The organism is Bradyrhizobium daqingense (genome assembly GCF_021044685.1).
Taxonomy (GTDB): domain Bacteria; phylum Pseudomonadota; class Alphaproteobacteria; order Rhizobiales; family Xanthobacteraceae; genus Bradyrhizobium; species Bradyrhizobium daqingense.
Genome location: NZ_CP088014.1, coordinates 1,396,809 through 1,422,499, shown reverse-complemented (window position 1 = coordinate 1,422,499; position 25,691 = coordinate 1,396,809). Strand labels below are relative to the sequence as shown.

Annotated in this window: 20 protein-coding genes and 2 pseudogenes; 12 read left to right on the top strand and 10 right to left on the bottom strand. The window is 64.1% G+C overall.

The window, feature by feature from the left end:
• Positions 1-32 precede the first annotated feature (32 nt).
• Positions 33-845, top strand: coding sequence for an enoyl-CoA hydratase/isomerase family protein (locus LPJ38_RS06515; protein ID WP_145639152.1), 813 nt, complete (start codon positions 33-35; stop codon positions 843-845).
• 181 nt (positions 846-1,026) lie between these two features.
• Here LPJ38_RS06515 and LPJ38_RS06510 read toward each other — a convergent pair whose 3' ends face one another.
• From LPJ38_RS06510 to LPJ38_RS06500, 3 genes are all read right to left on the bottom strand, one after another.
• Complete coding sequence (locus tag LPJ38_RS06510) at positions 1,027-1,773, bottom strand: VOC family protein (RefSeq protein ID WP_167520642.1); 747 nt, start codon at positions 1,771-1,773, stop codon at positions 1,027-1,029.
• A 2-nt stretch (positions 1,774-1,775) separates the two neighbouring features.
• Positions 1,776-2,564, bottom strand: a complete 789-nt coding sequence (locus LPJ38_RS06505) for an enoyl-CoA hydratase (protein ID WP_145639156.1) — start codon at positions 2,562-2,564, stop codon at positions 1,776-1,778.
• A 135-nt stretch (positions 2,565-2,699) separates the two neighbouring features.
• Positions 2,700-3,905: an ABC transporter substrate-binding protein gene (locus tag LPJ38_RS06500; RefSeq protein ID WP_145639158.1), complete on the bottom strand. Its 1,206-nt coding sequence runs from the start codon at positions 3,903-3,905 to the stop codon at positions 2,700-2,702.
• A gap of 253 nt (positions 3,906-4,158) precedes the next feature.
• Between LPJ38_RS06500 and LPJ38_RS06495 the strand changes: the two are divergent.
• Positions 4,159-5,009 (top strand): annotated as a pseudogene (locus LPJ38_RS06495) (thermonuclease family protein).
• A gap of 134 nt (positions 5,010-5,143) precedes the next feature.
• A complete protein-coding gene (locus tag LPJ38_RS06490) occupies positions 5,144-6,535 on the top strand; it encodes a M48 family metalloprotease (RefSeq protein WP_231088715.1) in 1,392 nt (463 codons plus the stop codon).
• A gap of 91 nt (positions 6,536-6,626) precedes the next feature.
• Here the strand turns inward: LPJ38_RS06490 and LPJ38_RS06485 are convergent, their stop codons facing one another.
• On the bottom strand, positions 6,627-7,955 hold the full coding sequence (locus LPJ38_RS06485; RefSeq protein WP_145639162.1) for an MFS transporter: 1,329 nt from the start codon (positions 7,953-7,955) through the stop codon (positions 6,627-6,629).
• Between the two features lie 180 nt (positions 7,956-8,135).
• On the opposite strand from LPJ38_RS06485, the gene cyoA reads away from it, so the two are divergent.
• Genes cyoA through LPJ38_RS06450 form a run of 7 tightly spaced genes read left to right on the top strand, consistent with a single transcriptional unit; the run spans position 8,136 to position 15,058 of the window.
• Positions 8,136-9,296 (top strand): ubiquinol oxidase subunit II, encoded by a 1,161-nt coding sequence (gene cyoA, locus LPJ38_RS06480; RefSeq protein WP_145639163.1) that lies wholly within the window; start codon positions 8,136-8,138, stop codon positions 9,294-9,296.
• A gap of 11 nt (positions 9,297-9,307) precedes the next feature.
• Positions 9,308-11,305: a cytochrome o ubiquinol oxidase subunit I gene (gene cyoB / locus LPJ38_RS06475; protein ID WP_145639165.1), complete on the top strand. Its 1,998-nt coding sequence runs from the start codon at positions 9,308-9,310 to the stop codon at positions 11,303-11,305.
• A complete protein-coding gene (gene cyoC / locus LPJ38_RS06470) occupies positions 11,306-11,935 on the top strand; it encodes a cytochrome o ubiquinol oxidase subunit III (RefSeq protein ID WP_145639167.1) in 630 nt (209 codons plus the stop codon). It begins immediately after the preceding gene.
• Positions 11,932-12,312 (top strand): cytochrome o ubiquinol oxidase subunit IV, encoded by a 381-nt coding sequence (gene cyoD / locus LPJ38_RS06465; protein WP_145639169.1) that lies wholly within the window; start codon positions 11,932-11,934, stop codon positions 12,310-12,312. The genes cyoC and cyoD overlap by 4 nt, the downstream gene beginning before the upstream one ends.
• Positions 12,309-13,160, top strand: a complete 852-nt coding sequence (locus LPJ38_RS06460) for an SURF1 family protein (RefSeq protein WP_145639171.1) — start codon at positions 12,309-12,311, stop codon at positions 13,158-13,160. The genes cyoD and LPJ38_RS06460 overlap by 4 nt, the downstream gene beginning before the upstream one ends.
• Positions 13,132-14,535, top strand: coding sequence for an ATP-binding protein (locus LPJ38_RS06455; protein WP_167520643.1), 1,404 nt, complete (start codon positions 13,132-13,134; stop codon positions 14,533-14,535). Before LPJ38_RS06460 ends, LPJ38_RS06455 begins: the two co-directional genes overlap by 29 nt.
• Complete coding sequence (locus LPJ38_RS06450) at positions 14,525-15,058, top strand: response regulator transcription factor (RefSeq protein WP_145639175.1); 534 nt, start codon at positions 14,525-14,527, stop codon at positions 15,056-15,058. Before LPJ38_RS06455 ends, LPJ38_RS06450 begins: the two co-directional genes overlap by 11 nt.
• A 178-nt stretch (positions 15,059-15,236) precedes the next feature.
• Here LPJ38_RS06450 and LPJ38_RS06445 read toward each other — a convergent pair whose 3' ends face one another.
• From LPJ38_RS06445 to LPJ38_RS06420, 6 genes are all read right to left on the bottom strand, one after another.
• Positions 15,237-15,482 (bottom strand): hypothetical protein, encoded by a 246-nt coding sequence (locus tag LPJ38_RS06445; protein ID WP_145639177.1) that lies wholly within the window; start codon positions 15,480-15,482, stop codon positions 15,237-15,239.
• A gap of 355 nt (positions 15,483-15,837) precedes the next feature.
• Complete coding sequence (locus LPJ38_RS06440) at positions 15,838-16,647, bottom strand: CarD family transcriptional regulator (RefSeq protein ID WP_167520644.1); 810 nt, start codon at positions 16,645-16,647, stop codon at positions 15,838-15,840.
• A 345-nt stretch (positions 16,648-16,992) separates the two neighbouring features.
• Positions 16,993-17,331, bottom strand: a complete 339-nt coding sequence (gene fdxA / locus LPJ38_RS06435; RefSeq protein WP_145639181.1) for a ferredoxin FdxA — start codon at positions 17,329-17,331, stop codon at positions 16,993-16,995.
• Between the two features lie 132 nt (positions 17,332-17,463).
• Positions 17,464-17,694, bottom strand: coding sequence for a S4 domain-containing protein (locus LPJ38_RS06430; protein ID WP_061850180.1), 231 nt, complete (start codon positions 17,692-17,694; stop codon positions 17,464-17,466).
• Between the two features lie 111 nt (positions 17,695-17,805).
• On the bottom strand, positions 17,806-21,267 hold the full coding sequence (locus LPJ38_RS06425; protein WP_145639183.1) for a helicase-related protein: 3,462 nt from the start codon (positions 21,265-21,267) through the stop codon (positions 17,806-17,808).
• 611 nt (positions 21,268-21,878) lie between these two features.
• Entirely contained in the window at positions 21,879-22,739 is an 861-nt protein-coding gene (locus LPJ38_RS06420; protein ID WP_145639185.1) for a DUF3108 domain-containing protein, read from the bottom strand.
• Positions 22,740-23,200: 461 nt separating this feature from the next.
• Between LPJ38_RS06420 and rpmB the strand changes: the two genes are divergently transcribed.
• Together rpmB and LPJ38_RS06410 are read left to right on the top strand one after the other, a co-directional pair.
• Positions 23,201-23,512, top strand: coding sequence for a 50S ribosomal protein L28 (gene rpmB, locus LPJ38_RS06415; RefSeq protein WP_060734595.1), 312 nt, complete (start codon positions 23,201-23,203; stop codon positions 23,510-23,512).
• Between the two features lie 674 nt (positions 23,513-24,186).
• Positions 24,187-25,381 (top strand): annotated as a pseudogene (locus tag LPJ38_RS06410) (DNA recombination protein RmuC).
• The last annotated feature ends 310 nt before the right edge of the window (positions 25,382-25,691 follow it).

Here is a 25,691-nt window from a genome sequence, read left to right as displayed (position 1 = left end):
ACCTGGCTTGCGCTAATCAATTGAGGATCATCATGAGCACCTACAAAGATATCGGCGTCGAGAAGGTCGGGCATGTCGGCACCATCGAGATCCGCCGTCCGCCGCTCAACTTCTTCGACATCTCGCTGATCAACCAGATCGCGGATGCGCTCGACGAGTTCGACCGCGACATCGAGATCCGGGCCTCCGTCCTGTCGGCACAGGGCAAGGCATTCTGCGCCGGCGCCAATTTCGGCGATCCTGCACGGCAGGAGCAGGAGGCGCGCGAGGCCGAGAAGAAGGGCGACCCGGCCGACAGTCTCGGCCCGATCAACCATCTCTACATCCAGGCCGTGCGCATCTTCCGCGCCAAGAAGCCGATCGTCGCCGCCGTGCAGGGCGCGGCCATCGGCGGCGGATTGGGTCTTGCGGTGTCCGCCGATTTCCGCGTCACCTGCCCCGAGGCGCGCTTTTCCGCGAATTTCACCAAGCTCGGCTTCCATCCCGGCTTCGGCCTGACCGTGACGCTGCCCGAATTGATCGGCAAGAACAACGCCGAGCTGATGTTCTACACCAGCCGCCGCGTCACCGGCGAGGAAGCCTACAAATGGGGCCTCGCCAATGAGCTGGTGCCGCAGGACCAGGTCAAGGCGGCCGCGATGAAGCTCGCCGGCGAGATCGCCGAGTGCTCGCCGCTCGGCCTGCTCTCGACCCGCGCCACGATGCGCGCCGGCCTCGCCGACCGCGTCATGGCCGCGACCAATCACGAGCTCGCCGAGCAGACCCGCCTGCGCGCGACGGAAGATTTCAAGGAAGGCGTCAAGGCTACGGAAGAACGGCGCGTCGCGAATTTTAGGGGACGGTAAGGCCGGGCTATCCGAACCGTTCATCCTCAGGCGCGAGCTGCACGGTGCACAGCACCGTGCGGGGAGCCTCGAAGGATGAACGGCCCCGCCGGCGGCCGTCGCCCTTCGAGGCTCGCCGAAGAGGCGAGCACCTCCACCGACAACCGCCCCGAGGTTGCGCAGGGGTGACGGATAGCGAAGATCAACTGACGCGAAACGTCACCCCGCCCAGCAGGAATTCATTCCCTGCGACCGCGTGCCCTTTCGCCCGCGCGGCATGCAGCACGCGTGCGGCATCGCTCACCCGAAACTCCAGCGCGCTCATGATCTCGCTCGCACCGCTCACGAAGCGGAAGGTGGCATTCGGCAGCTTCAGTTCGGCGTCGCGCGCCGCAACACCCAGGATCTTGCCCCAGTGCTCCGCAAGTCCTTGCGGATCCGGACTCTGCATCTCCACCGCCGTCAGCGCCTGAGTCACGTCCTTGCGGATGTGTTTTTGCCAATCCGGTCCCGCCGGCGGATAGGCGCCGAGAATGTCGTCGCTGCCATCGGTGTGATTGAACTCGATGAAGGCGGCGCGGCAGTCGCGAGGGTGGAGCTGCACGCCGTGATAGGGCGCGTGGTCGATGACGTTAGCGGTGCGCACGCCGAGCTCATTGGCGTTGCGACCGCGCTCGTCCGGATCGTTGCAGCAGAAGATCGCCATATAGCCACCGCGGCCGCCGGTCTTCTCGATGAAGCGGCCGGCGGTGGTGCCGTCCTTGAAGGGCGCGACGACCTCCAGCAGGATCGTGTCGACCGGGAGCAGCGCGTTCTCCAGGCCGTATTTAGCGACATTGCCGTCGCGATAGCAGACGGAGAGGCCCATGATCTCCGCGATGTCGGAGATGACGGGCTCGAGCTGCGGCGCCACCAGGCAGATCTGCCGCAGGCGCATGTAGGGTGCCATCGTCATGCGCCCTTGAAGGTCGGCTTGCGCTTCTCGACGAAGGCTTTCGCAGCTTCCTTGTGGTCCTCGGTGTCGCCGCAGCGGGTGTGATGGATCGCCTCGCCGTCGAAGCAATCCTCCAGCGCCAGATGCTCGGCATTGTTGATGTTGCGCTTGATGAAGCCGAGCGCGATCGACGGGCCCTGCGCCAGCGAAAGCGCGAGCTCGTGGGCGGCGGCGTCGATCTCGGCGTCGGGCACGACCTTGGTCACCATGCCGATCGCGTGCGCTTCCTTGGCCGTGAGCACCGGCGACATCAAATAGAGTTCGCGCGCCCGCGCGCTGCCGAGCAGCTGCGTCAGGAAATAGGTGCCGCCGTAATCGCCCGAGAAGCCGACCTTGGCGAAGGCCGTCGTGATCTTGCAGGATTCGCTGGCGATGCGCAGATCGCAGGACAGCGCCATCGACAGGCCGGCGCCAGCCGCGGCGCCATCGAGCTGCGCCACCACGGGTTTCGGCATCTGGTGCAGGATGCGCGAGACCTCCATGCCGCGGCGCAGATTGGCGAGCTTCTGCTCGAACGGCAGCGGCGCGCGCCCCTCCGCCATCGACTTGACATCACCGCCGACGCAGAAGGAGCCGCCGGCGCCCTTGAACAGCACCGCACGCACCTCCGGATCGTCAGCCGCGCGTCGCGCCGCCTCGACCAGCCCGCGCACCATGTCCGGGTTGAGCGCGTTCTTGCGCTCGGGCCGGTTCATCGTGATGGTGAGCAGCCCGCCTTCGAGCTTTTGCAGGACCATGTCGTTCATGGGGCGTCTCCCTTGTTGTTTTCGTCATTCCGGGGCGCGACGAAGTCGCGAGCCCGGAATCCATGTCTCAACCGTCATTGCCGCCCGATGGATCCCGGGTTCGCGCTCACGCGCGCCCCGGGATGACGCTTCGCGTCATTTCTTCACCAGCTGGCAGCGCGACTGCTCCAGCGGCTGGAACGCTTCGCTGCCGGGCACGGTGGCGATCAGCTTGTAAGCGTCCCAGCGGCCCTTGGATTCCGACGGCTTCTTCACCTCGAACAGATACATGTCGTGGATCATGCGGCCGTCATCGCGGATCTTGCCGCCCTTGGCGAAGAAGTCGTTGATCGGCGTCTCCTTCATGACCTTGATCACGGCCGCCGCATCCGTCGTGCCCGCCGCTTTCACGGCTTTCAGATAATGAGTGATGGAGGAATAGACGCCGGCCTGCGCCGAGGTCGGCGGGCGCTTCACGCGTTCCTGGAAGCGCTTGGAGAAGGCGCGCGTGTCGTCGTTCATGTCCCAGTAAAACGCTTCGGCCAGCAGCAGGCCCTGCGCGGTCTCCAAGCCGATCGAGTCGATGTCGGTGACGAAGGCAAGAAGCGGCGAGACTTTCTGGCCGCCCTTGGTGATGCCGAACTCGGCCGCCTGCTTGATGGCGTTGACGGTGTCGCCGCCGGCGTTGGCGAGCCCGATCACCTTGGCCTTGGAGGCCTGCGCCTGAAGCAGAAACGACGAGAAGTCAGACGTGTTGAGCGGATGGCGCACGCTGCCGAGCACCTTGCCGCCGGTCTTGGTCACGACGGCGCTGGTGTCCTTTTCCAGATCCTGCCCGAAGGCGTAATCGGCCGTGAGGAAGAACCAGGAATCGAGGCCCGACTTCACGGTTGCAAGGCCGGTCACGTTGGCCTGGCCGTAAGTATCGAAGACGTAGTGGATGGTGAAGGGGCCGCAGGCCTCGTTGGTGAGACGGATCGAGCCCGGACCGTTGAACATGATGATCTTGTTGCGCGCCTTGGCGATCTCGCCGGCGGCCAGCGCAGTCGCGGACGCCGCGACGTCGTAGATCATCTCGACACCCTGATTGTCGAGCATGTCGCGGGCGATGTTGGCGGAGAGATCGGCCTTGTTCTGGTGGTCGGCCGCCAGCACCTGGATCTTTCGGCCCAGAACCTCGCCGCCAAAATCCTCTACCGCCATCTTGGCCGCGGTCTCGCTGCCGGGGCCGGTGATGTCGGCATACAGGCTCGACATGTCGAGGATGCCGCCGATCTTCAGCGGCGGCTTGTCCTGGGCCTGCGCCGCACTCGCACTGAGGGCCAGCGACGCAGCAAAAATGCCCGACAAAATATGCTTCATTCGAAAAGATCTCCCTTTATCGCCTGTCTCTGATGGCGGCTTGGTTATTGCTCTTGCTGCAATCATGCCGCATGCGCAAGAGCGCAGCAAGCACGAGCTGCCGCGAGCGTACGATTGCCGCGCATGTTTTCCGCGAAACGGAATGGTGAGATGCGCAGAGGTCTACCCGCGCCGTCATTGCGAGGAGCTCTTGCGACGAAGCAAGCCAGACTCTTTCCGCGGAAAGATTCTGGATCGCTTCGCTGCGCTCGCAATGACGGTGTTTGACGAAGCCTCTTCGCGATCCACCACGCGTGAGTTATGGTTTGCACGTAACGCAACCTGTCCGGGTCACGTGACGCAGCTGCTTCATTTCATCGTCGCATTTCTTCTCGTGGCCGGACACGGTGCACTCGCCGCGCCGTGCCAGTTCGAGGCGCAAGGCGAGGCCCGCGTCGCCGCGATCGTCGATGGCCGCAGCGTCCGTCTCGATGACGGCCGCGAGATCCGCCTCGCCGGCATCGAGCCGACGGCGACGACGAAGCAGGCGCTGACATCGTTTCTCGTCGGTCGCGATGTCGTCCTCCGCAGCACGGACGACACGCCCGACCGTTATGGCCGCCAGGGCGCGCTGGTCTTCGTCGGTGAAAACGACACCTCCGTGCAGGCCTTGCTGCTCGCCCAAGGCAGCGCCCTCGTCTCCGCGGAGATCACCGACAAGGATTGCGCTGCCGCCCTGATGGCGTGGGAGGCGGAGGCGCGGCGCCAAAAATGGGCAGCTGGGCTGACCCGTCGGCCATAAAAAACGCGGAAAGTCCGGACGATATTTTGGCGGGGATCGGGCGCTTTATGGTGGTCGAGGGCAAAGTCCTGTCGGTCCGGCAAGCTGGGGCAACGACCTACCTCAACTTCGGACGGAACTGGACACGCGGCTTTGCGGCGACTATTTCAAGGCGCACGTTACCGGCGTTCGAGAGCGCCGGGATAGCCCTCAAGTCCTTGGAGAATAAGCGTATTCGAGTCCGGGGCTGGATCGAGGGGAATACGGGGCCGCGGATTGATGTGCGCCTCGTAGGACAGGTCGAGTTGCTGGGTGCAAGCGAGCCGACAGGGGTAAGGCCCTAAAACGGGCCAGGCACGGGTTAAGCGACGTGAATGGGGTGCTAGAACGGCACGAACGAGGTGATGGCCGCCGCCTGCGGGCTGCGCCGGCCGTGCTTTGCCTTGTCCTGGGCACGGCGCTGGCGGGCTGCGGTGACATGGGCCGGTTCCAGACGGCCGCAGCGCCGCCGGCCGTGGCGATGCCCAAGCCCAAGCCGGCCGTCGCGCAAACCCCGGCGACCGAGAAGGAGCATGAGCGCATCCTGGCGAGCTATGGCGGGACCTATGACGATCCCAAGCTCGAGGCGCTCGTCAGCAAGACCGTCGACCGGCTGGTCGCGGCCTCCGACCGGCCCGACCAGGGCTACAAGGTCACCATCCTCAATTCCGGCGCGGTGAACGCGTTCGCGCTGCCGAACGGCCAGCTCTATGTCACGCGCGGGCTGCTTGCGCTTGCGAGCGATACGTCGGAATTGTCCTCGGTGCTCAGCCACGAAATGGCGCATGTGCTGTCCAAGCACGCCGCGATGCGCGAGGACCAAGCCCGCCAGGCCGCGATCGTCACCCGCGTCGTCACCGACATGAGCAACGATCCCGATCTCACCGCGCTCGCGCTCGCCAAGACCAAGCTCACCATGGCGAGCTTCTCGCGCAAGCAGGAGATCGAGGCCGACGGCATCGGCGTCGGCATCTCGGCCAAGGCGCATTTCGATCCTTACGGCGCGGCGCGCTTTCTCTCGGCGATGGAGCGCAATGCCGAGCTCAAGGCCGGCAAGAGCTCGCTCGATCCGCGCGCGCAGGATTTCACCTCCTCGCATCCGGCAACTCCGGAGCGCGTGCAGAACGCGCAGGCCATCGCGCGGCAATATGCGGCTCCCGAAGGCGCCGAGCGCGACCGCGAGAGTTATCTCGCTGCGATCGACAACCTCGTCTATGGCGAGGACCCCAGCGAAGGCTTCGTGCGCGGCCGCAGATTCCTGCATCCCAAGCTCGGCTTCACCTTCCAGGCACCGGACAATTTCACGCTCGACAACACCGCGCAGGCCGTGATCGGCGTGCGCGAGGGCGGCTCGCAGGCGATGCGCTTCGACGTCGTGCGGGTGCCGGCCGAGCAGTCGCTCGGCGACTACCTGAATTCCGGCTGGATGGAAGGCGTCGAGAAGGCGTCGACCGAGGATATCACCGTCAACGGTTTTCCGGCCGCGTCCGCCACCGCCAAGGGCGACCAGTGGCAGTTCAAGGTCTATGCCCTACGCTTCGGCAGCGACGTCTACCGCTTCATCTTCGCGACACGGCAGAAATCGACCGAGAGCGAACGCAACGCGCGCGAGACCGTCAATTCATTTCGCCGCCTGACCCTCGAGGAAATCCAGGCCGCGCGCCCCTTGCGCATCAAGGTCATCACCGTGCAGCCCGGCGATACCGTGGAATCGCTCTCCCACCGCATGTCCGGCGTCGATCATCCCGCCGAACGCTTCCGCGTGCTGAACGGCCTCGATCGCACCGCGCAGGTGAAGGTGAGGGATCGCGTGAAGATCGTGGCGGATTGACGTGCGCTAAGCGCACGTCATCCCGGGGCGCGTTTAGCGCGAACCCGGGATCTCGCTCCGCAAGCTCGCCCGTCGTCCCGGCGAGGCTTGACTAACGCCCCGCATCCATGTCCCCCGCCTCGCGCTGGCCGCTGAGCCAGAGTGCGAGCAGGGTCCAGAACGCGCCCGATAGCAGATACGCGCCCGAGGCGATGACGCCGAGATTGGTGGCGAGCAGCAGCGCCACCAGCGGTGCGAAGCCGGCCCCGAACAGCCAGGCCATGTCGGAGGTCAGGGCTGAGGCCGTGTAACGATACGTCTGCCTGAAGTTCGAGGCGATCGCGCCGGAGGACTGGCCGAAGGACAGGCCGAGCAGGATGAAGCCGATCACCATGTAGATGGTCTCGCCGAACGCGCCGGCGTCGAGCAGCTGGGGGGCAAAGCCGCTGTAGATCGCGATCGCAATCGCCGATCCCATCAGCAGTGATTTGCGCCCCACGCGGTCGGCGATGATGCCGGAGAGCACGATCGCAACGACGCCGAACACGGCCGCGACGATCTCGATGACCAGGAAGCGTACCGGGCTTTCGCGGGTGAACAGGAACACCCAGGACAGCGGAAACACCGTGACCATGTGGAACAGCGCAAAGCTCGCCAGCGGCGCGAAGGCGCCGAGCATGATGTTCTGGCCTTCGCGCGCGACCGTCTCGGAGATGCGCGCGGGCTGCAATTCGCGGGTCTCGAACAGCGAGGCGTATTCTTCCGTGGTCACCATGCGCAGGCGCGCGAACAGCGCGACGACGTTGATGGCGAAGGCGACGAAGAACGGATAGCGCCAGCCCCAGTCGAAGAAATCTTCGGCAGAGAGGAGACCGGCAAAATAGGCGAACAGCGCGCTCGCCACGATCAACCCGAGCGGCGCCCCGAGCTGCGGCACCATCGCGTACCAGCCGCGCTGGGAGGGCGGCGCGTTCAGCGCGAGTAGCGAGGCCATGCCGTCCCAGGCGCCGCCCCAGGCCAGACCCTGCGCGATGCGCGCCAGCGCCAGCAGCCAGATCGCCGCGACGCCGATCTCGTGATAGCCGGGCAGGAACGCCAGCGCGACGGTGGCGGTGCCGAGCAGGAACAGCGCCGAGATCAGCTTGGCTGTCTTGCCGTAGGCACGGTCGACGGTCATGAAAATGACCGTGCCGATCGGCCGGGCCATAAAGGCCAGCGCGAAGATCATGAAGGAATAGAGGGTACCGGTCAGTTCGCTCGCGAACGGGAATACGAGGCGGGGGAATACGATCACCGAAGCGATCGCGAAGACGAAGAAGTCGAAGAATTCCGAGGTGCGGCCGATGATGACGCCGATGGCGATCTCGCCGGGACTGGCCTGGTCGTGGCCATGCTCTCCCGTGGGGAGATCTGTCATTGCGGGGGTCCGTGCCGTCGCCATTCGCGCGCCCTTAACGTCCTGAAAACCAAAGCCTGCCGCCCGGCAAGAGGCCCGGCAGCTGCCTCTGTCTGATCCAACATCCCGCACTGCAACATTGGACAAATTGTCCAATGTCCGGATTGTTGCGCCGCAGCTACCCGTTGGCCCCGCAAAGGAAACTCATTCTCATAAGGCTCGGCCGTGTCTCGTCTCAAGATCCTGGCGCTACTACCTCTGGCTGCTGCGCTGAGCGGCTGCGACTATGTCGTGCTGGCGCCGGCCGGCGATATCGCCGCGCAACAGCGCGACCTCGTCATCATCTCCACCGTCCTGATGCTCCTGATCGTCGTGCCCGTGATGGCGCTGACGGTGCTGTTCGCCTGGCGTTACCGCCAGTCCAACACCGAGGCCCGCTACGAGCCGGACTGGGATCACTCGACCAAGCTCGAGCTGGTGATCTGGTCGGCGCCGCTTCTGATCATCGTCTGCCTGGGCGCGCTGACCTGGATGGGCACACACCTGCTCGATCCCTACCGCAAGCTGGGCCGCATCCACGCCGAGCGCACCGTGGACCAGTCGAGGGCTCCGCTCGAGGTCGATGTCGTCGCGCTCGATTGGAAATGGCTCTTCATCTATCCGGACTACGGTATCGCCACCGTCAATGAGCTCGCAGCGCCGGTCGATCGCCCGATCACCTTCCGCATCACGGCGTCCTCGGTGATGAACTCGTTCTACATCCCCGCGCTCGCCGGCCAGATCTATGCGATGCCCGGCATGGAGACCAAGCTTCATGCCGTCGTCAACCACGCCGGCACCTACAAGGGCTTCTCGGCGAACTACAGCGGCGCCGGCTTCTCCGGCATGCACTTCAAGTTTAGGGGACTCGACGACAAGGGCTTTGACGCCTGGATCGCCAGCGCCAAGTCGGCCGGCGGCTCGCTCGGCCGCGCTGAATATCTCCAGCTCGAAAAGCCCAGCCAGAACGAGCCGGTGCGCCGCTGGGGCACGATCGATGCCGATCTCTACCGCCTGATTCTCAACATGTGCGTCGAGACCGGCAAGATGTGCCAGAGCGAGATGATGGCGATCGACGCCAAGGGCGGCGCCGGCCATCAGGGCCTGAACAACACGCTGCCGCTGGCCTACGACAAGTACGCCCGCCGCGGCACCGTGCTTGGACCGGAGCCGAGCTTCGTCGCCGGCGCCTGTACGCCGGATGCGCCGCAAGGCAGGACCACCGCCTCCATCGCGGCGCCGACCGACACCACGCCGCTGCTCGGCGCCGGCCTGAAGCGGCCGTCGTTCGCGCCGCTGAAGTCCTCGTCCTTCTTCCTCGGACAGCGTCCGAAATCAGACTCTTAACGAGATCCCGCATGTCCCCTGATCTTCTCAAGCTCATTTTCGGCCGGCTCGGCTTCGAATCGCTGCCGCTGCACGAGCCGATCGTCGTCGGCACCTTCGTGGTGGTCGCACTCGGCGGCGCCGCGCTGCTCGGCGGCCTCACCTATTTCCGCCTCTGGGGCTATCTCTGGCGCGAATGGTTCACCACGGTGGACCACAAGCGCATCGGCATCATGTACATGATCCTCGGCATCGTGATGCTGCTGCGCGGCTTTGCCGACGCGCTGATGATGCGTGGCCAGCAGATGCTCGCCTTTGGCGGCTCGGAAGGCTACCTCAACGCCCATCACTACGATCAGGTCTTCACCGCCCACGGCGTGATCATGATCTTCTTCGTGGCAATGCCGCTGGTCACGGGCCTGATGAACTATGTCGTGCCGCTGCAGATCGGCGCCCGCGACGTGTCCTTCCCGTTCCTGAACAATTTCAGCTTCTGGATGACGGTCGGCGGCGCGGTGCTGGTGATGGCTTCGCTCTTCATCGGCGAATTCGCCCGCACCGGCTGGCTGGCTTATCCGCCGCTGTCGAACATCGGCTACAGTCCCGACGTCGGCGTCGACTATTACATCTGGGCGCTTCAGATCGCCGGCGTCGGCACGACCTTATCCGGCATCAACCTGATCTGCACCATCGTCAAGCTGCGGTGCCCCGGCATGACCATGATGAAGATGCCGGTGTTCACCTGGACCTCGCTCTGCACCAACATCCTGATCGTCGCCTCGTTCCCGGTGCTGACCGTCGTGCTCGCGCTGCTGTCGCTCGACCGCTACGTCGGCACCAACTTCTTCACGAACGATTTCGGCGGCAGCCCGATGATGTACGTGAACCTGATCTGGATCTGGGGCCACCCCGAAGTCTACATCCTGGTTCTCCCCGCCTTCGGCATCTTCTCCGAGGTCACCTCGACCTTCTCGGGCAAGCGGCTGTTCGGCTACACCTCGATGGTCTACGCCACGGTGGTCATCACCATCCTGTCGTACCTGGTCTGGCTGCACCACTTCTTCACGATGGGCTCGGGTGCCAGCGTCAACTCGTTCTTCGGCATCACCACGATGATCATCTCGATCCCGACGGGCGCGAAGATGTTCAACTGGCTGTTCACGATGTATCGCGGCCGCATCCGCTACGAACTGCCGATGATGTGGACCATCGCCTTCATGCTGACCTTCGTGATCGGCGGCATGACCGGCGTGCTGCTCGCGGTGCCGCCGGCCGATTTCGTGCTGCACAACAGCCTGTTCCTGATCGCGCACTTCCACAACGTGATCATTGGCGGCGTGGTGTTCGGCGCGTTCGCCGGCATCAATTACTGGTTCCCGAAGGCGTTCGGCTTCAAGCTCGATCCGTTCTGGGGCAAGATGTCGTTCTGGTTCTGGGTCACCGGCTTCTACCTGGCCTTCATGCCGCTCTACGTGCTCGGCCTGATGGGCGTCACCCGCCGCCTGCGCGTGTTCGACGATCCGTCCTTGCAGATCTGGTTCGTCATCGCCGCGATCGGTGCCGTCTTCGTCTTCATCGGCATCCTCTCGATGCTGATGCAGTTCGCGGTCAGCCTGCTCAAGCGCGAGCAGCTCAAGGACGTCACCGGCGATCCCTGGGATGGGCGCACGCTGGAATGGGCGACCTCCTCGCCGCCGCCGGACTACAACTTCGCCTTCACCCCCGTCGTTCACGACAATGACGCGTGGTGGGACATGAAGCGCCGGGGCTACCAGCGTCCGCTCACCGGGTTCAAGCCGATCCACATGCCCAGCAGCACCGGCACCGGAATCATCCTCGCCGGCCTTGCCACCGTGATGGGCTTCGGATTGATCTGGTACATCTGGTGGCTGGCGGCTGTGAGCTTCATCGCGATGCTCGTGGTCGGCATCGGTCACACCTTCAACTATCACCGCGACTTCGATGTTCCGGCTGAAGACGTCATCCGGACCGAGGACGCGCGCACCAAGCTGCTCGCCGGAGCCAAGTAAATGACTGTCGCTGTTCATCCCTCGCAGACCGGCGAGCCGGTCTTCTACGTCGCCGACGAGCACCCGCATCCGGAAGGCTGGAGCACCTCGCTCGGCTTCTGGATCTACCTGATGAGCGATTGTCTCATCTTCGCGATCCTGTTCGCCACCTATGGCGTGCTCGGCGGCAACTACGCCGCCGGCCCCGCGCCGAAGGATCTGTTCGACCTCAACTTGGTCGCGCTGAACACGTCGATGCTGCTGCTGTCGTCGATTACCTACGGCTTCGCCATGCTGACCATGCAGCAGAACAAGGTCGCGCAGACGCAGATGTGGCTGGCGATCACCGGCCTGTTCGGCCTCGCCTTCATCGGCATCGAGCTCACCGAGTTCGCCCACATGATCCATGAGGGTGCCACGCCCCAGCGCAGCGCCTTCCTGTCGGCGTTCTTCGCGCTGGTCGGCACCCACGGCCTGCACGTCTCCTGCGGCCTGATCTGGCTGGTGACCCTGATGGTGCAGGTCCGGAAGTTCGGCCTGATCGAGGCCAACCGCCGCCGCCTGATGTGCCTGTCGATGTTCTGGCACTTCCTCGACGTGGTCTGGATCGGCGTCTTCACCTTCGTCTATCTCCTGGGAGTTCTGCGATGAACACCGATACACACGCTGCCCATGCCGACGACCATCACCACGGCGACGGCCATGCCCACGGCACATTCTCGACCTATATGCTCGGCTTCGTGCTCTCGGTCGTGCTCACCGCGATCCCGTTCTGGCTGGTGATGAGCGGTGTGCTGCCGAGCAAGCAGATCACCGCGCTGGTCATCATGGCCTTCGCGGTCGTGCAGATCGTGGTGCACATGATATACTTCCTGCACATGAACACGACGTCCGAGAACGGCTGGAGCATGATGGCGCTGATCTTCACCGTCGTCATGGTGGTGATTGCGCTGTCCGGTTCGCTGTGGGTGATGCACCACCTCAACAGCAACATGATGCCCATGCACCAGATGAGCGGAATGAAGTGAGTGAAATCAGGGCTGTGACGGGCAGGGACGAAGGGACGCGGGGCAGAGCCGCGCGGACGCCGCCCTTGTGGCTGACGGCCCTGTCGCTCGCGGCCTTTGTCGCTTTGATCGCGCTCGGCGTCTGGCAGATCGAGCGCCGCGCCTGGAAGCTGGCGCTGATCGACCGCGTCGAGCAGCGCGTTCATGCCCCTGCGGCGCCGATCCCCTCGCCGGCTTCATGGCCTGCGGTCTCCGCCGCGAACGACGAATACAGGCATGTCAACGTCGCCGGCCGCTTCCTGCATGACCGCGAGACGCTGGTTCAGGCCGTCACCGAGGAGGGCCCCGGCTATTGGGTGCTGACGCCGCTTCAGCGCGACGACGGCACGCAGGTTCTGGTCAACCGCGGCTTCGTGCCGTCCGAGCGGCGCGACGCATCGACGCGCAGGGACGGCAATCTGGAAGGCCAGGTCGAGATCACCGGCCTTCTTCGCATCACCGAGCCGAAGGGCGGATTCCTCCGGAACAACGTGCCGCAGCACAACCGCTGGTACTCGCGCGACGTCGCGGCGATCGCGGCGGCGCGCGGCCTCCACGAGGTCGCGCCGTTCTTCGTGGATGCCGAGGCCGGATCACAAATTGCGGGCGGTCCGATCGGCGGATTGACCGTGATCCGCTTTCCCAATAACCACCTGATCTACGCGCTGACGTGGTTTGCCCTGGCTTTCATGCTGGCCGGTCGGCTTTTCGTCACATTCGGCGGCGGGCTGTTCCGTCGCAGGCGCGTCGTCCAAGCCCCGGATGGCGACCCCGATGCCGCTCGCCGCAGGACGGGATCAGATGCTGGAACGATCGTCGAGCAGAACTGACGGGGGGAAGACGCTTCCCCGAACGCTTGCGCGTGACGCGTTCGCCGTCGCCCGGCAGCCGCAGGCGGACGCGCGCGGCGAGCTGATTGGTGCAGCTCCCACCGACGACGAGACCAACCGCAAGAACATGGCGCTGCTGATCCAGCTGCGTTGGATCGCGGTGGTCGGCCAGATCGTCACCATCGGTGCCGTGCATTTCGGGCTCGACATACCCCTGCCACTGGAACGGATGGGCGTGGTGATTGGCGCGCTGGTGCTGCTCAACGTCTCCAGCCTGGTCTGGGTGCGCCATCGCGCAGCGATCACCAACAACGAGCTCCTGGTCGCCTTGATGCTGGACGTCGCCGCGCTGACCGCGCAGCTTTACCTCTCTGGGGGCGCCACCAATCCTTTCACCTCGCTATTCCTGCTCCAGGTGACGCTCGGGGCGGTTCTGCTCGACGCCCGCTCGACCTGGTCGCTCGTGGCGCTGACCTGCGCGAGCTTCGTCTGGCTGACGCTCGCCTACCGTCCGCTCGATCTGCCGCCGAACCCGTTCAGCGAAACCTATACGCTCACCGTCATCGGCATGCTCGTGGGCTTCGTCCTCAATGCCGTGCTGCTGGTGGTGTTCGTGACCCGCATCAACAGGAATCTGCGCCAGCGCGATGCGCACCTGGCGGCGCTGCGCCAGCATGCGGCCGAGCAGGATTACATCGTGCGCATGGGTCTGCTCGCCTCCGGCGCGGCGCATGAGCTTGGCACGCCGCTCGCCTCGCTCTCGGTGATCCTCAGCGACTGGCGCCGCATGCCGGATCTTGCCGCCAATCAGGAGCTCGCCGAAGACCTCGCGGAAATGGAAACTTCCCTCCAGCGCTGCAAGTCGATCGTCACGGGGATCCTGGTGTCGGCGGGTGAAGCGCGCGGAGAAGGCTCCTCGCCGACGACGGTGACGGCGTTCGTCACCGCGCTGGTGGAAGAATGGCGCGACGCGCGCTCGGCGCGCACGCTCTACTTCGTCAACACTTTCGGCGAGGACGTCGCGATCGCTTCCGATGTCGCGCTGAAGCAGGTGATCTTCAACGTGCTCGACAACGCCTATGAGGTCTCGCGCGACTGGGTCGAACTCGTCGCCGAACGCGAGGCCGACAATCTCGTGCTGTCGATCAGCGACCGCGGCCCCGGCTTTGCGCCGGAGATGCTGGCTCAGCTCGGAAAGCCCTATCAGTCGAGCAAGGGCCGCGCCGGCGGCGGGCTGGGCCTGTTCCTAGTGGTTAACGTCGTGCGCAAGCTGGGCGGCACCGTCAGCGCCGAGAACCACAGAAAGCGTGGCGCCACCGTGCGCCTCACGCTACCGCTGGCAACGCTCGCGATCGGAGGGAATTTTGACGCCTGACCGCTCGCTCATCGTCGTCGAGGACGATTCGGGCTTCGCCCGCACGCTGAAGCGCTCGTTCGAGCGCCGCGGCTACGAGGTCGTGCTGGCCGCCTCGATCGATGAGGTGCGCAAGGTGCTCGAAGAGCGCTCCTTCGGCCACGCCGTGGTCGACCTCAAGCTCGGCGGTGCCTCCGGGCTCGCCTGCGTCGAGCTGTTGCATACGCATGACCCCGACATGCTGATCGTGGTGCTGACGGGCTTTGCCAGCATCTCCACCGCCGTCGAAGCCATCAAGCTCGGCGCCTGCCACTATCTGGCCAAGCCGTCGAACACCGACGACATCGAAGCCGCCTTCCACAGGGCCGAAGGCAACGCCGAGGTCGCGCTCGACGCGCGCCCGACCTCGATCAAGACGCTGGAATGGGAGCGCATCCACCAGACCCTGATCGAGACGGATTTCAATATCTCGGAAGCCGCACGGCGGCTGGGGATGCACCGGCGCACGCTGGCACGAAAGCTCGAGAAGCGGCCGGTGAAGTAGGCCGTCTTCACCAGGTGGATGCGCCGCCGGCAATCCGGCGGCCGGCCATGCGAATGCGGAAACGCAATCCGCCACGCGCGATCCCGAAGGATTCGAATTGCGGCCTACGCTTCCGCGCTCGCTGACCGAGCGTCGGCAGCCGACATCGCCAACATGACGACGATCGGCAATGACTCCGCTATTGCGCCGCCATGTTCCCGGCGGCGTCGCGGTCGTTCTTCGGGTTGTAGCCGGAATCGTGGAGATTCTGCAGGTACATGGCGTGATCGCTACTGGTCGGTCCGCCCGTCCATCCGATTGGAGACGGAGATGCGGGAGTAGCCGCGGTTGGGTTCAGTGCGTGGCGATGATGGTGATGCGCCGCCGAGGCGGCAGAAGCCGAGAGAGTCACGATCGCGAGAGCGACGAGCAGTTTTCCTGTCATGGGTAGCTCCTCCTAGGTTTTGCCCCCACTAGGTTTAGCCCCTGTAGCGTTACAGGCCATAGCACAACCTAAGCGATCACCGTAATCACAGCTTCTTGCGTCACCACAAAGTGAAATGCTGCTCGACTTCAGCGATCAGCGGAGTTGGCCCGCAGGCGAGCTATGGCATTTCGATGTCTGGTGCGATGGGCGTCAGCACGAATGCGAACTGGGTGAGAGCAGCCCTTCTGCTTTTCCGACGGAGACGAAGGAGGTAGTAGGCTCCGCTTTCGCCGACCTTGCGAAACGGCGTCCATCGAACAAAAAGCCCGGCCGAACGGCCGGGCTTTTGATCTCTTGCAATCGACCGAGACGCTTACGCGGCCTCGTCGGCGACGGTGGTGTCGTCGCCATCGTTATCGTCGGCATCGCCCTCGGCATCCGCATCGGCTTCGCCCTCGGTGGCTTCCGCCTTGGCGTTGCGGCGCGGGCTCTTGGCGAGCTGGGCCTCGATCTCCTTGACCGCTTCGGTCTCGGTCGAGTGCTGCACCACCGCGATCTCGCGGGAGAGACGATCGAGCGCCGCTTCATAGAGCTGGCGTTCGCTGTAGGACTGCTCCGGCTGCGACTCCGAGCGGTAGAGGTCGCGCACGACTTCCGCAATCGCGACGATGTCGCCCGAATTGATCTTCGCTTCGTATTCCTGGGCGCGGCGCGACCACATGGTGCGCTTGACGCGGGCGCGGCCCTTGAGCGTCTCAAGCGCCTTCTTGACCAGGGCCGGATCGGACAGCTTGCGCATGCCGACATTGGCGACCTTGGCGGTCGGAACGCGCAGCGTCATCTTGTCCTTGATGAAGTTGATGACGAACAGCTCGAGCTTGGCACCGGCGATCTCCTGCTCTTCGATGGCCAGGATCTGGCCGACACCGTGAGCGGGATAGACGACGAATTCGTTGGCCTTGAAGCCCTGACGCTGGGTCACGACCTTCTTTTCCTCGACCTTCGGCGCAGCAGCGGGCTTGGCGGCCGGCTTGGCAGCGACGGGAGCCTTGGCAGGCGCAGCAGCAACGGGAGCCTTCGGCGCGGCGGGCTTGGCAGCATGAGCCTTCGCAGGCGCGGCCTTGGCAGCAGCAGGCTTGGCAACGGTCGCTTTCGCGGCCGGTTTGGCAGACTTGTTAGGCATTGCGCTTCTTTTGTTCTTCGAGGACTTTGCAGCCGGCGCCTTCGTCGCGGTCCGACCCTTGGATGCGCTACGGCTGGCCGCGGCGACTTTTTTGGCCTCCTTATGGGAAGCCTTCGCTGAAGTACTCTTTTTACGCGTTTTCTGTGACACAGCCTGCGCGCGGAAACTGCCACGCCCCTGTTCGACATTTGGTTTCACGGGAACCCAGAGGGGCCAAACGGGGCTGACGGGGTTCGGCTTAATGTGCCCAATATAGCACATTTCCCGCAAAAATCAATGATTTAGGGGTCTTGAGGGCTGGTTTTCGGCGAAACCGCCGCTATTAGGGTTAAGTTTGGGCCCGTATCAGTCTCCGGAGCCGGGGTTCGGAGAAAAATATTTCTCGAACTTGCCATCCATGCCGTCGAATTCCTTGGCGTCGGCAGGTGATTCTTTCTTCTGGGTGATGTTCGGCCAGCTCTTGGCGTATTCGGCGTTGACCCCGAGCCACTTCTCCAGGCCCGGTTCCGTGTCCGGCTTGATGGCGTCGGCGGGGCATTCCGGCTCGCACACGCCGCAATCGATGCACTCGTCGGGGTGGATGACGAGCATGTTGTCACCCTCGTAGAAGCAGTCGACCGGGCAGACCTCGACGCAGTCGGTGTACTTGCACTTGATGCAGTTTTCAGTGACGACGTAAGTCATCCAACGCTCCGAAAAGCTCTTTTAAAAGTCGCGGCTTGCGTAGCGCGGATGGCCCGGCGCTGCAAGGTCGGCAAGGCCCGATCATGACACTTGTGCGCGTTTGAGCGGCCAAGAAATGAATGCAACGCGCAATTAATTGCGGTTTGCATCCCCGAGCTCTTCATAGAGCACGCGCGCCGAGGCGGCATCGCCGCGGCGTTCGATGAAGGCGGTGACCTTCAAGACGCGCACGGTGCGATCGAGCGCAACGGTGAGGACGTCGCCAAGCTTGATCGCATGTCCCGGCGAGGTCTCGCGCACGCCGTTGACGCGGACATGACCGGTGACGACGAGCTCGGCCGCCGAGGTGCGCGCCTTCACCAGCCGCGCGTGCCACAGCCATTTGTCGATGCGCTGCCGCTCGGTCGTGGCCTTATTCCTTTTGACGCGTCTTCTTCATGCGAACCGCTCCGCACTTCGCTTGAAAACGCTATGCTACTCCTTGCGCCCCGAGAGCTGCTCCTTCAGCGCGGCAAGCTTGGCGAAAGGGGAGTTCGGATCGGCGGGACGATCGCGCTCGCGCGGGTTCGCGCTCGAGGCGTAGGGACGCAGCGAGGGCCCGGACTCGCGATCGCGGCGATCGCGGCCCTTGTCGCGGTCGCGGCCACCGCGGTGCTCGCGACCCTTGTCGCGATCGCCGCCAAACTTGCCCTTGTTGTCGCGGTTGCGATCGCGATCCTTGTTGTCGCGATCCTTGCCCTCGAAACGGCGATTCCTGTCGTCGCGGCCTTCGGGACGCGGCGCGCCCTCTCCACCACCTTCGCGGCCTTTACGGAAATCTTTGCGATGACCGCCATGACGATGGCGCTCCCCGCGCTTTTCGCCATCGGCGGCTTCGCCGGGCGCGGCGCTCGCCGCAGCGGCAGCTTCTGCTCCGGCCTGCGGGCGCTGATTTTGATGACGCTGGTGGCGATGGCGCTCGTGGCGCGGCTTGCGGTCCTCGTGACGGCCGCCGGGGCGCCAGACTTCGACCAGCTCGGGCTCTGCCGGCGTTGCCGCAGCCTCCGTCGCCACAGCTTCCGGTGCGGCCGCGTCGGGCGATGCAGCTGCTTCGATCGCGGCTGTTTCAGCAGCAGCGGCTTCGAGGCTGGCAGGCTCGGCCGACGCAGCAGCCTCTTCGGCAGGCGGCGCGATGCCGGGGGCATCCTCGGGCGTGACGGGCGCCTCGGACGACGCTTCCACCGCTGGCTCGGCGGGCGCGGCTTCGTCCTGCGGCTCCATGCCGGGCGCGTCTTCGACGGTGACGGCTTCCGCGGCCGCCTCGGTGGACGGCTCCTCCGGCAGGCCGGCAACGGCCTCTGCCGCGGTCTCGGTCGACGTCTCCGCGCTGCCTTCAACCGGCGGCGTCTCTGCCGCGATCGTCTCAGTCACGACTTGCTCAGTCACGACCTGCTCGGCCACGACGGGCTTCGGCGGCAGCGGCGGACGCTTCTCCATGCGATAGCCGAGCGCGCGCAAGACGGAGGCGAAGTCTTCGCCGGCAGAACCGGTGAGCGAGGTCATCGCCTGGGTCACCACGAAGCTGCGGCCGTCGAATGCGCCGGCGGGCTTTTCGCCGGGCGAGTTCTCGCGCCAGGCCAGCGCCGGGCGGATCAGATCGGCCAGGCGCTCCAGAATGTCGACGCGCACGGCGCGTTCGCCGGCCTGCTTGTAGCCGAGCACGCGATAGGCATCGCGCGGCAGCGCCTTGTCGACCGGGAACGAGGTGCGGCCCGACGAGGCCAGATGCTGCGCGCCCGACAGCGAGGACAGATCGACATTGTCCTGCTTCAGCGCCCACAAGAGCGCGGCCAGCGCACGCGCGGCGGGCTTGAGCAGGCCGGGGAAATAGATGTGATAGGCGCCGAAGCGCACGCCGTATTTGCGCAATACCGCGCGCGAAGGCTGGTCGAGATCCTTCAGCTCGTTGGCGATCTTCGGGCGCTCGAGCACGCCGAGCGCCTCGACCAGCTGATAGGCGATGCCGCGGGCGATGCCGGTGACATCCTCGGCCTTCGACAGCTCGAACATCGGCCCGAGCAGCTTCTCGATATGCGTCTTGAGCCAGAGCTCGAGCCGCGCCTGCACTTTGTCGCGCGGGGCTCCGGTCAGCCGCTCGTCGGAGATGATGCGGATGCGCGGATGCAGCGCCTCCTCCGCGGCAGACAGCCGCGCCACGGCATCGCCGGTCCAGCGGATGATGCCTTCCGAGGTCAGCACGAACTGCTCGTCCGGCGCATTGCCGAGCTTCTCGGCGCGCGCATTGATCTCGCCGGCGAGCACCGCTTGCGCTGCAGCCTGCAAGGCCTTCGCATCCGAGCCGGCCTCCGCCGTGTCAGGTGCAAAGGTGAAGCCGTCGAGGCGGCCGATGACATGGCCTTCGACGATGACTTCGCCGGTCTTGCCGATTTCAGTATTCAAGCTCGTGTTCTCCCGCAGGCGGCGCATCAATACACTGGTCCGGCGATCAACGAAACGCTCAGTCAAGCGTTCATGGAGCGCATCCGATAATTTATTTTCGACCTCCCGCGCGATCCCCTGCCAGCGTTCGGGGCCTTTCAGCCAGTCCGGGCGGTTGGCGACGAAGGTCCAGGTGCGGATCTGCGCGATCCGGGCCGACAGCGTGTCGATGTCGCCGTCGATGCGGTCGGCCTGGGTGATCTGGGCCTCGAACCAGGAATCGGGGATGCATCCCTTCCGCATCAGGAAGCCGTAGAGCGTCGTCACCAGCTCGGCATGGGCGGCCGGCGACAGCTTCCGGTAATCCGGGATCTGGCAGGCGTCCCACAGCCGTTCCACCGCCTCTTTGCCATGCGCGACATCGCGCACCTCGCCGTCGCGGGCGGCGTGGTCGAGCACGCGCATGTCCTCGGCGATGGGCGCGCGCGTCAGCGCCTCATGGCCGGGGGCGAGGTTCAGCGAGACCTGGAGCGCGCCGAGCGAGGAGAAATCCAGCTTCGCGTTGCGCCATTGCAAAACCTTCACGGGATCGAAGGTGTGGTTCTGCAGCGCGTTGACGAGCTCGGGCTCGAACGGCGCGCAGCGGCCGGTGGTGCCGAAGGTGCCGTTGCGCGTGGCGCGGCCGGCGCGGCCGGCGATCTGCGCGAATTCGGACGGCGTGAGGCGGCGGAACTGATAGCCGTCGAACTTGCGGTCGGAGGCGAAGGCGACGTGATCGACGTCGAGATTGAGGCCCATGCCGACGGCATCGGTGGCGACGAGATAATCGACGTCGCCGTTCTGGAACATCGCGACCTGCGCATTGCGTGTGCGAGGGCTGAGCGAGCCCAGCACCACGGCAGCGCCGCCGTGCTGGCGGCGGATCAGCTCGGCGATGGCGTAGACCTCGTCGGCGGAGAACGCGACGATGGCGGTGCGGCGCGGCTGGCGCGTGATCTTGCGGTCGCCGGCAAATTCCAGCTGCGACAGGCGCGGCCGCGTGATCATGGACACGCCCGGCAACAGGCGCTCGATGATCGGGCGCATCGTGGCGGCGCCAAGCAGCAGCGTCTCGTCGCGGCCGCGGCGATTGAGGATGCGGTCGGTGAAGACATGACCGCGTTCGAGATCAGAGGCGATCTGCACCTCGTCGACGGCGAGGAAGGAGACGTCGAGGTCGCGCGGCATCGCCTCGACGGTCGAGACCCAATAGCGCGGATTTCTCGGCTTGATCTTCTCCTCGCCGGTGACGAGCGCGACGCTCTCTGGCCCCGCGCGATCGGCGATCTTGTTGTAGACCTCGCGCGCGAGCAGGCGCAGCGGCAGGCCGATCACGCCGGAGGGATGCGCGAGCATCCGCTCGATGGCGAGATGGGTCTTGCCGGTGTTGGTCGGCCCGAGCACCGCAGTGACGCCGGCGCCAGGCACTCGATCGTGAAGGGCGCGCTCGGAAGCGAAGGGGGAGGGAGAGAAAGCCATGTCTGTGGGATTAGGTAGTGGCGATTTGGGCGAATGTCAGTGCTGTTTTGGGGCGGGGGGGGGCTGGGCTGTTTCCACACACCGTGCTGTCATCGCCCGGCTTGACCGGGCGATCCAGTACGCCGGGACGGATGTGGTCGAGCCGAGAAGCCGCGGCGTACTGGATGCCCCGGTCAAGCCGGGGCATGACGGCGGAGAAGGTGCCACCCCTCCCCAAACCTCCCGCAACTGTCTCACTTTGCGACGCTTTTCCCGTTCGGCTTAAGCTTCGGAACGACTCCGGAACGAATCGCGGCCGAATCGCTGACTCCCCTCGGAGTCCCGTTCCGTTCACGCAACATGTCGCGGGACTCGTCTTGGTTGCGCACTAGATGGAGGTTTGGGCCGCCGTACAAGCGCCTCGATCCGTTAAAGCTGGGGACGGCGCGGAGTCGAATCAGAATCGGGGAGGAGTCAAATGGATTCCTAGCCGGCCGCTTGCTCAGCCGTCATGCCGGCCATGACGGAAAGCCGACAACACGTGCGAAAACAACCCCATGCACAGTAGGGAACCCATTGATTTTGCTTGATGTCTTTTACCCTCACCGAGGGACCCTCCGGGGAGGGTAGGATCACTGCGTCTTGGCGACGCGCGGGGGCTGGGGGGAGGTGACGAAGCTGGTGGCTTCCAGCATGGCCGGGCCGAGCGGGGTCGGCACTTTCAGCCAAAACGGGACCAGGATGCGCGTGCCGGCGATCGGCGCGAAGGCGATCTCCATGTTGCGCTGGGCGGCGAGGTATTTGATGACGGGGCGATCGGGGATGTAGCCGGCGACCGGCACGAAATAGATCGAGCACACCACGACCGGGCCCTTATAGCCCTTCTCCGCCTTCACGCTCTCCATGCGCTTGAAATCGAGCTTGAGCTCGTAGCGCATGCGGCCGTCGAACACGGGCGCGGAGTTGTGGCAGGCGTCGGGCGAGACAGGATCGCCGGTGCCGGGCACGCGCAGCAGCGAGGCCGTCATGGGGTCCCAGACGCCGCGGCGATGCGCATCGGTGACGACGATGCGATCGGGATCGACCGGCGGCTCGGGAAGGATCGCGAATTCCTTCACATTGCCCTTGTCGAGGGTGATGCGGATCTCTTCGGTCTTCTTCTGCGTGGTGGTGGAGGCCTGATAGCCGGTCGCCACCAGCGCGCCGTTGACGACGCGCCCCTGGCTCGCGCCGGTGCCGGACCCGCCCGTGAAGGATTTCAGCAGCCCCGACGTGCCGCCGGAGGCCGCAGCCGCGAACACGTCGTCCTGGATGTCGATATTCCAGGCGCCCTTGCCGACGGGAATGCCGGCAAGCGAAGCCTCATATTGCGCTTCGAGCTTGCCCTGCGCCGCCGCCGGCGCCGCGCCCCACGCCAAGGCGAGGCCGCACAGGCCCGCGAGGGCCAGCTGGCCGGCCGAGCGCCGGGGCGAGGAAGGGAAAAGGATGGGCACAAAACTTTCCAATCGGGGCGCCAATGGCCGTTACTTAAGCCGAATCCAGCGGCAGGCAATGCGTCCGGGCCCTCGGGCGCGGAACTCCACCGGATTCTTCCGGTGCGATTGCGCCCTTTATGTGATGGTAAGGCGTTCCGATCATTGCCGTTTTGGTGATCGGAGAGGTATCCCTCTCTGCCCCTATTCCACTGTCATGCCCCGCGCAGGCGGGGCATCCAGTACGCCGCGGCCGCTCTGGTCGACCACAGCCGTCTCGTCGTACTGGATCGCGCGCCTGCGCGGGCGATGACAGCCGAGGCAGAAGCGCGAAACCCGCGTCCCAGCCGCCCCAAATCCTTGACTACCCGCCCCTTCCCCCCTATACGTCCGCCCGCTCCCTGCAAGGACAGAGAATTTGCCCCCGTGGCGCCCCGAATGGCGGCCGCAACCCGTTGGGGGTTCAGGATAAGGATATTGCCATGTCTCGCCGCTGCGAACTGACGGCCAAGGGCCCCCTCGTCGGCCACAAGGTCAGCCACTCCAACATCAAGACCAAGCGCCGCTTCCTGCCGAACCTCGTCAACGTGACGTTCCAGTCGGAAGCCCTGGAGCGCAACGTGCGCCTGCGCGTCTCCACCAACGCGGTGAAGAGCGTCGACCACAATGGCGGCCTGGATGCCTACCTGCTCAAGGCCAACGCCGACGCCCTGTCGCCGCGCGCCCTCGAGCTGAAGCGCGCCATCCAGAAGAAGGTCGGCCCGACCACCGCGCCGGAGAAGAAGGCGAGCTAAAGATTTGAAGAATTGGGCAGGGCTAAGTTGCGTCGCGTGGCGTAGGCTTAGCCAGTAGAGTTCGAGTAGCGGCCGGATCGGAAGATCCGGCCGTTTTTCTTTGTGGGGCGCACCAGTACATCGACGAAAGCACTTGCCCGCAAGGGTAGCACCGAGCATCCTGCGGTTGAGCACGTCTCAGATTGGGGCGGGGGATGGACGTCGCCACTGAATTTAAGTCGAAGATTCTTAGCAGGATCAGAGAACCCGACGAGTATCGAATTTACCGAGCAGGTCTCGAATGGGATCTGACCGACCCAATCGTTATTGATCGAGCCGAAGACTTTAAGTCAACGCCGAGGTGGAGCGATCGTCTCACTCCCTACCATCACCAAGTTACAAACCTCGTTACATTCTGTCGTCGTCTTCCAGTGACCCTGCTCGCGGACGATGTTGGCCTTGGAAAGACGATCAGCGCTGGCCTAATCATCAGCGAACTTGTCGTTCGATCTCCGTCGGAAAGCGTAGCAAGGAGACGTGGGCCGAAATTGATCGTTAGTCTTTTTCTTCGGGGGGCATATGGATTTGAACATTTCGCTATTGTCTGCGGCAGGCGGGATTAGCTTGATTGCTGCCGTTCTCTCGCTTTTGACTTACCTATCTAAGCGGTCGCCAATCGAGACAACCTTCGGAGTATGATCGAACAAAAGCTTGAGCAGAACCTGACGGGGCATGCGGAGACGGCCCGCGTACTGAAAGACGAACTCAGCAACAGCTTCTATCGCCTAGGCACGAGCGTGAACGACTCGCTTACTCAGTCAAGTGAGCTTCAGAGTGAGCGGCTTGGCAACGTGAACAATACTCTTTCGTCTCTCGCTGAAAGATTGGAAAAGGCTCAAGAAGGAGTTCGTGTTGCGGTAGAAACTCGTCTTGAGACCATTCGCAATGACAACGCTACGAAGCTTGAACAGATGCGAGCAACCGTCGAAGAGAAGCTTCACGATACATTGGAGCAACGACTCAATAGTAGCTTCAAGTTGGTTAGCGATCAGCTCGAACAGGTATTCCGAGGCTTGGGCGAAATGCAGACTTTGGCAACTGGCGTGGGTGATCTAAAGCGCATGATGACGAATGTCCGCACCAGGGGCACTTGGGGTGAGGTTACCTTGGCAAGCCTGCTCGAGCAGGCCATGGCGCCCGATCAGTACGAAAAGAATGTCGAAGTGAGACCAAGCAGCAATCAAAGAGTCGAATTTTCGATCAAACTGCCAGGTGGCGAAGGCGGCCCCCTGTGGTTGCCAATCGATGCAAAATTTCCGACCGAGGATTACGAACGATTGATCGATGCTTCGGAGCGCGGCGATGTGGACGCGGTTGAAATTGCTGGCAAGGCGTTGGAAGCGCGTATACGGCAAGCGGCCAATGATATCTCAACTAAATATGTCCATCCACCATTCAGCACCGATTTTGGAGTGCTGTTTCTGCCTACCGAAGGGTTATATGCCGAGGTCATTAGAAGGCCGGGCCTTGCAGACTGTCTTCAGCGCGAGAACAGAATACTCGTCACAGGGCCAACGACATTACTTGCTCTTTTGAACAGTTTACGCATGGGCTTCCGCACTTGCAATTCAGAAGCGATCAAGCGAGGTGTGGCAGATTCTCGGCGCCGTGAAATCGGAGTTCGGTAAATATGGCGCTGTGCTCGAAAGAGTACAAAGAAAGCTTCAGGAGGCATCCAATACTATTGATGACGTGTCTGTTCGAAAACGCGCGATAGACCGAAAGTTACGTTCCGTGGAGATGTTGCCGGAGTTGGAGGCAACGGCACTGCTGGCTGTCCCCAACCCTGATGAACTTGATCAAATGCCGCCCGAAGGAAATGCAAACTAGCGCCGCCCCCTAGAAAATTGCTTATTCCTGCCCATACTCGTGACGGCAGCAGCCAGAGGGTTCACCGTAGAGCACGCACCCAACACCGCCCCCAAATCCTCACCCAAAAACCTGGTCATCTGCTGTGACTACACCGGCAACGAGATCTCGGAAAACATACCCACCGCCTGAGGCCGATGATATTCCGCGGTCTCGGGGGCCGGCACGCTGACCCCACCCGGTAAACACCCCCCTCTCCCGTTAACCGTCCATTAACCAACGCAGCCTAGCCTGCGGTAATCGTCCAGCCATCATTAGCTCGAAATGCCTT

Bases quoted from the DNA above. Each gene is read 5' to 3' on its own strand.
- rpmB (WP_060734595.1), top strand. From the start codon at position 23,201: ATGTCTCGCCGCTGCGAACTGACGGCCAAGGGCCCCCTCGTCGGCCAC.
- LPJ38_RS06510 (WP_167520642.1), bottom strand. From the start codon at position 1,773: ATGGCACCCTACATGCGCCTGCGGCAGATCTGCCTGGTGGCGCCGCAG.
- LPJ38_RS06485 (WP_145639162.1), bottom strand. From the start codon at position 7,955: ATGGCGACGGCACGGACCCCCGCAATGACAGATCTCCCCACGGGAGAG.
- LPJ38_RS06455 (WP_167520643.1), top strand. From the start codon at position 13,132: ATGCTGGAACGATCGTCGAGCAGAACTGACGGGGGGAAGACGCTTCCC.
- cyoB (WP_145639165.1), top strand. From the start codon at position 9,308: ATGTCCCCTGATCTTCTCAAGCTCATTTTCGGCCGGCTCGGCTTCGAA.
- LPJ38_RS06515 (WP_145639152.1), top strand. From the start codon at position 33: ATGAGCACCTACAAAGATATCGGCGTCGAGAAGGTCGGGCATGTCGGC.
- cyoC (WP_145639167.1), top strand. From the start codon at position 11,306: ATGACTGTCGCTGTTCATCCCTCGCAGACCGGCGAGCCGGTCTTCTAC.
- cyoD (WP_145639169.1), top strand. From the start codon at position 11,932: ATGAACACCGATACACACGCTGCCCATGCCGACGACCATCACCACGGC.
- LPJ38_RS06425 (WP_145639183.1), bottom strand. From the start codon at position 21,267: ATGGCTTTCTCTCCCTCCCCCTTCGCTTCCGAGCGCGCCCTTCACGAT.
- LPJ38_RS06440 (WP_167520644.1), bottom strand. From the start codon at position 16,647: ATGCCTAACAAGTCTGCCAAACCGGCCGCGAAAGCGACCGTTGCCAAG.
- LPJ38_RS06445 (WP_145639177.1), bottom strand. From the start codon at position 15,482: ATGACAGGAAAACTGCTCGTCGCTCTCGCGATCGTGACTCTCTCGGCT.
- LPJ38_RS06500 (WP_145639158.1), bottom strand. From the start codon at position 3,905: ATGAAGCATATTTTGTCGGGCATTTTTGCTGCGTCGCTGGCCCTCAGT.
- fdxA (WP_145639181.1), bottom strand. From the start codon at position 17,331: ATGACTTACGTCGTCACTGAAAACTGCATCAAGTGCAAGTACACCGAC.
- LPJ38_RS06490 (WP_231088715.1), top strand. From the start codon at position 5,144: ATGGGCCGGTTCCAGACGGCCGCAGCGCCGCCGGCCGTGGCGATGCCC.
- LPJ38_RS06505 (WP_145639156.1), bottom strand. From the start codon at position 2,564: ATGAACGACATGGTCCTGCAAAAGCTCGAAGGCGGGCTGCTCACCATC.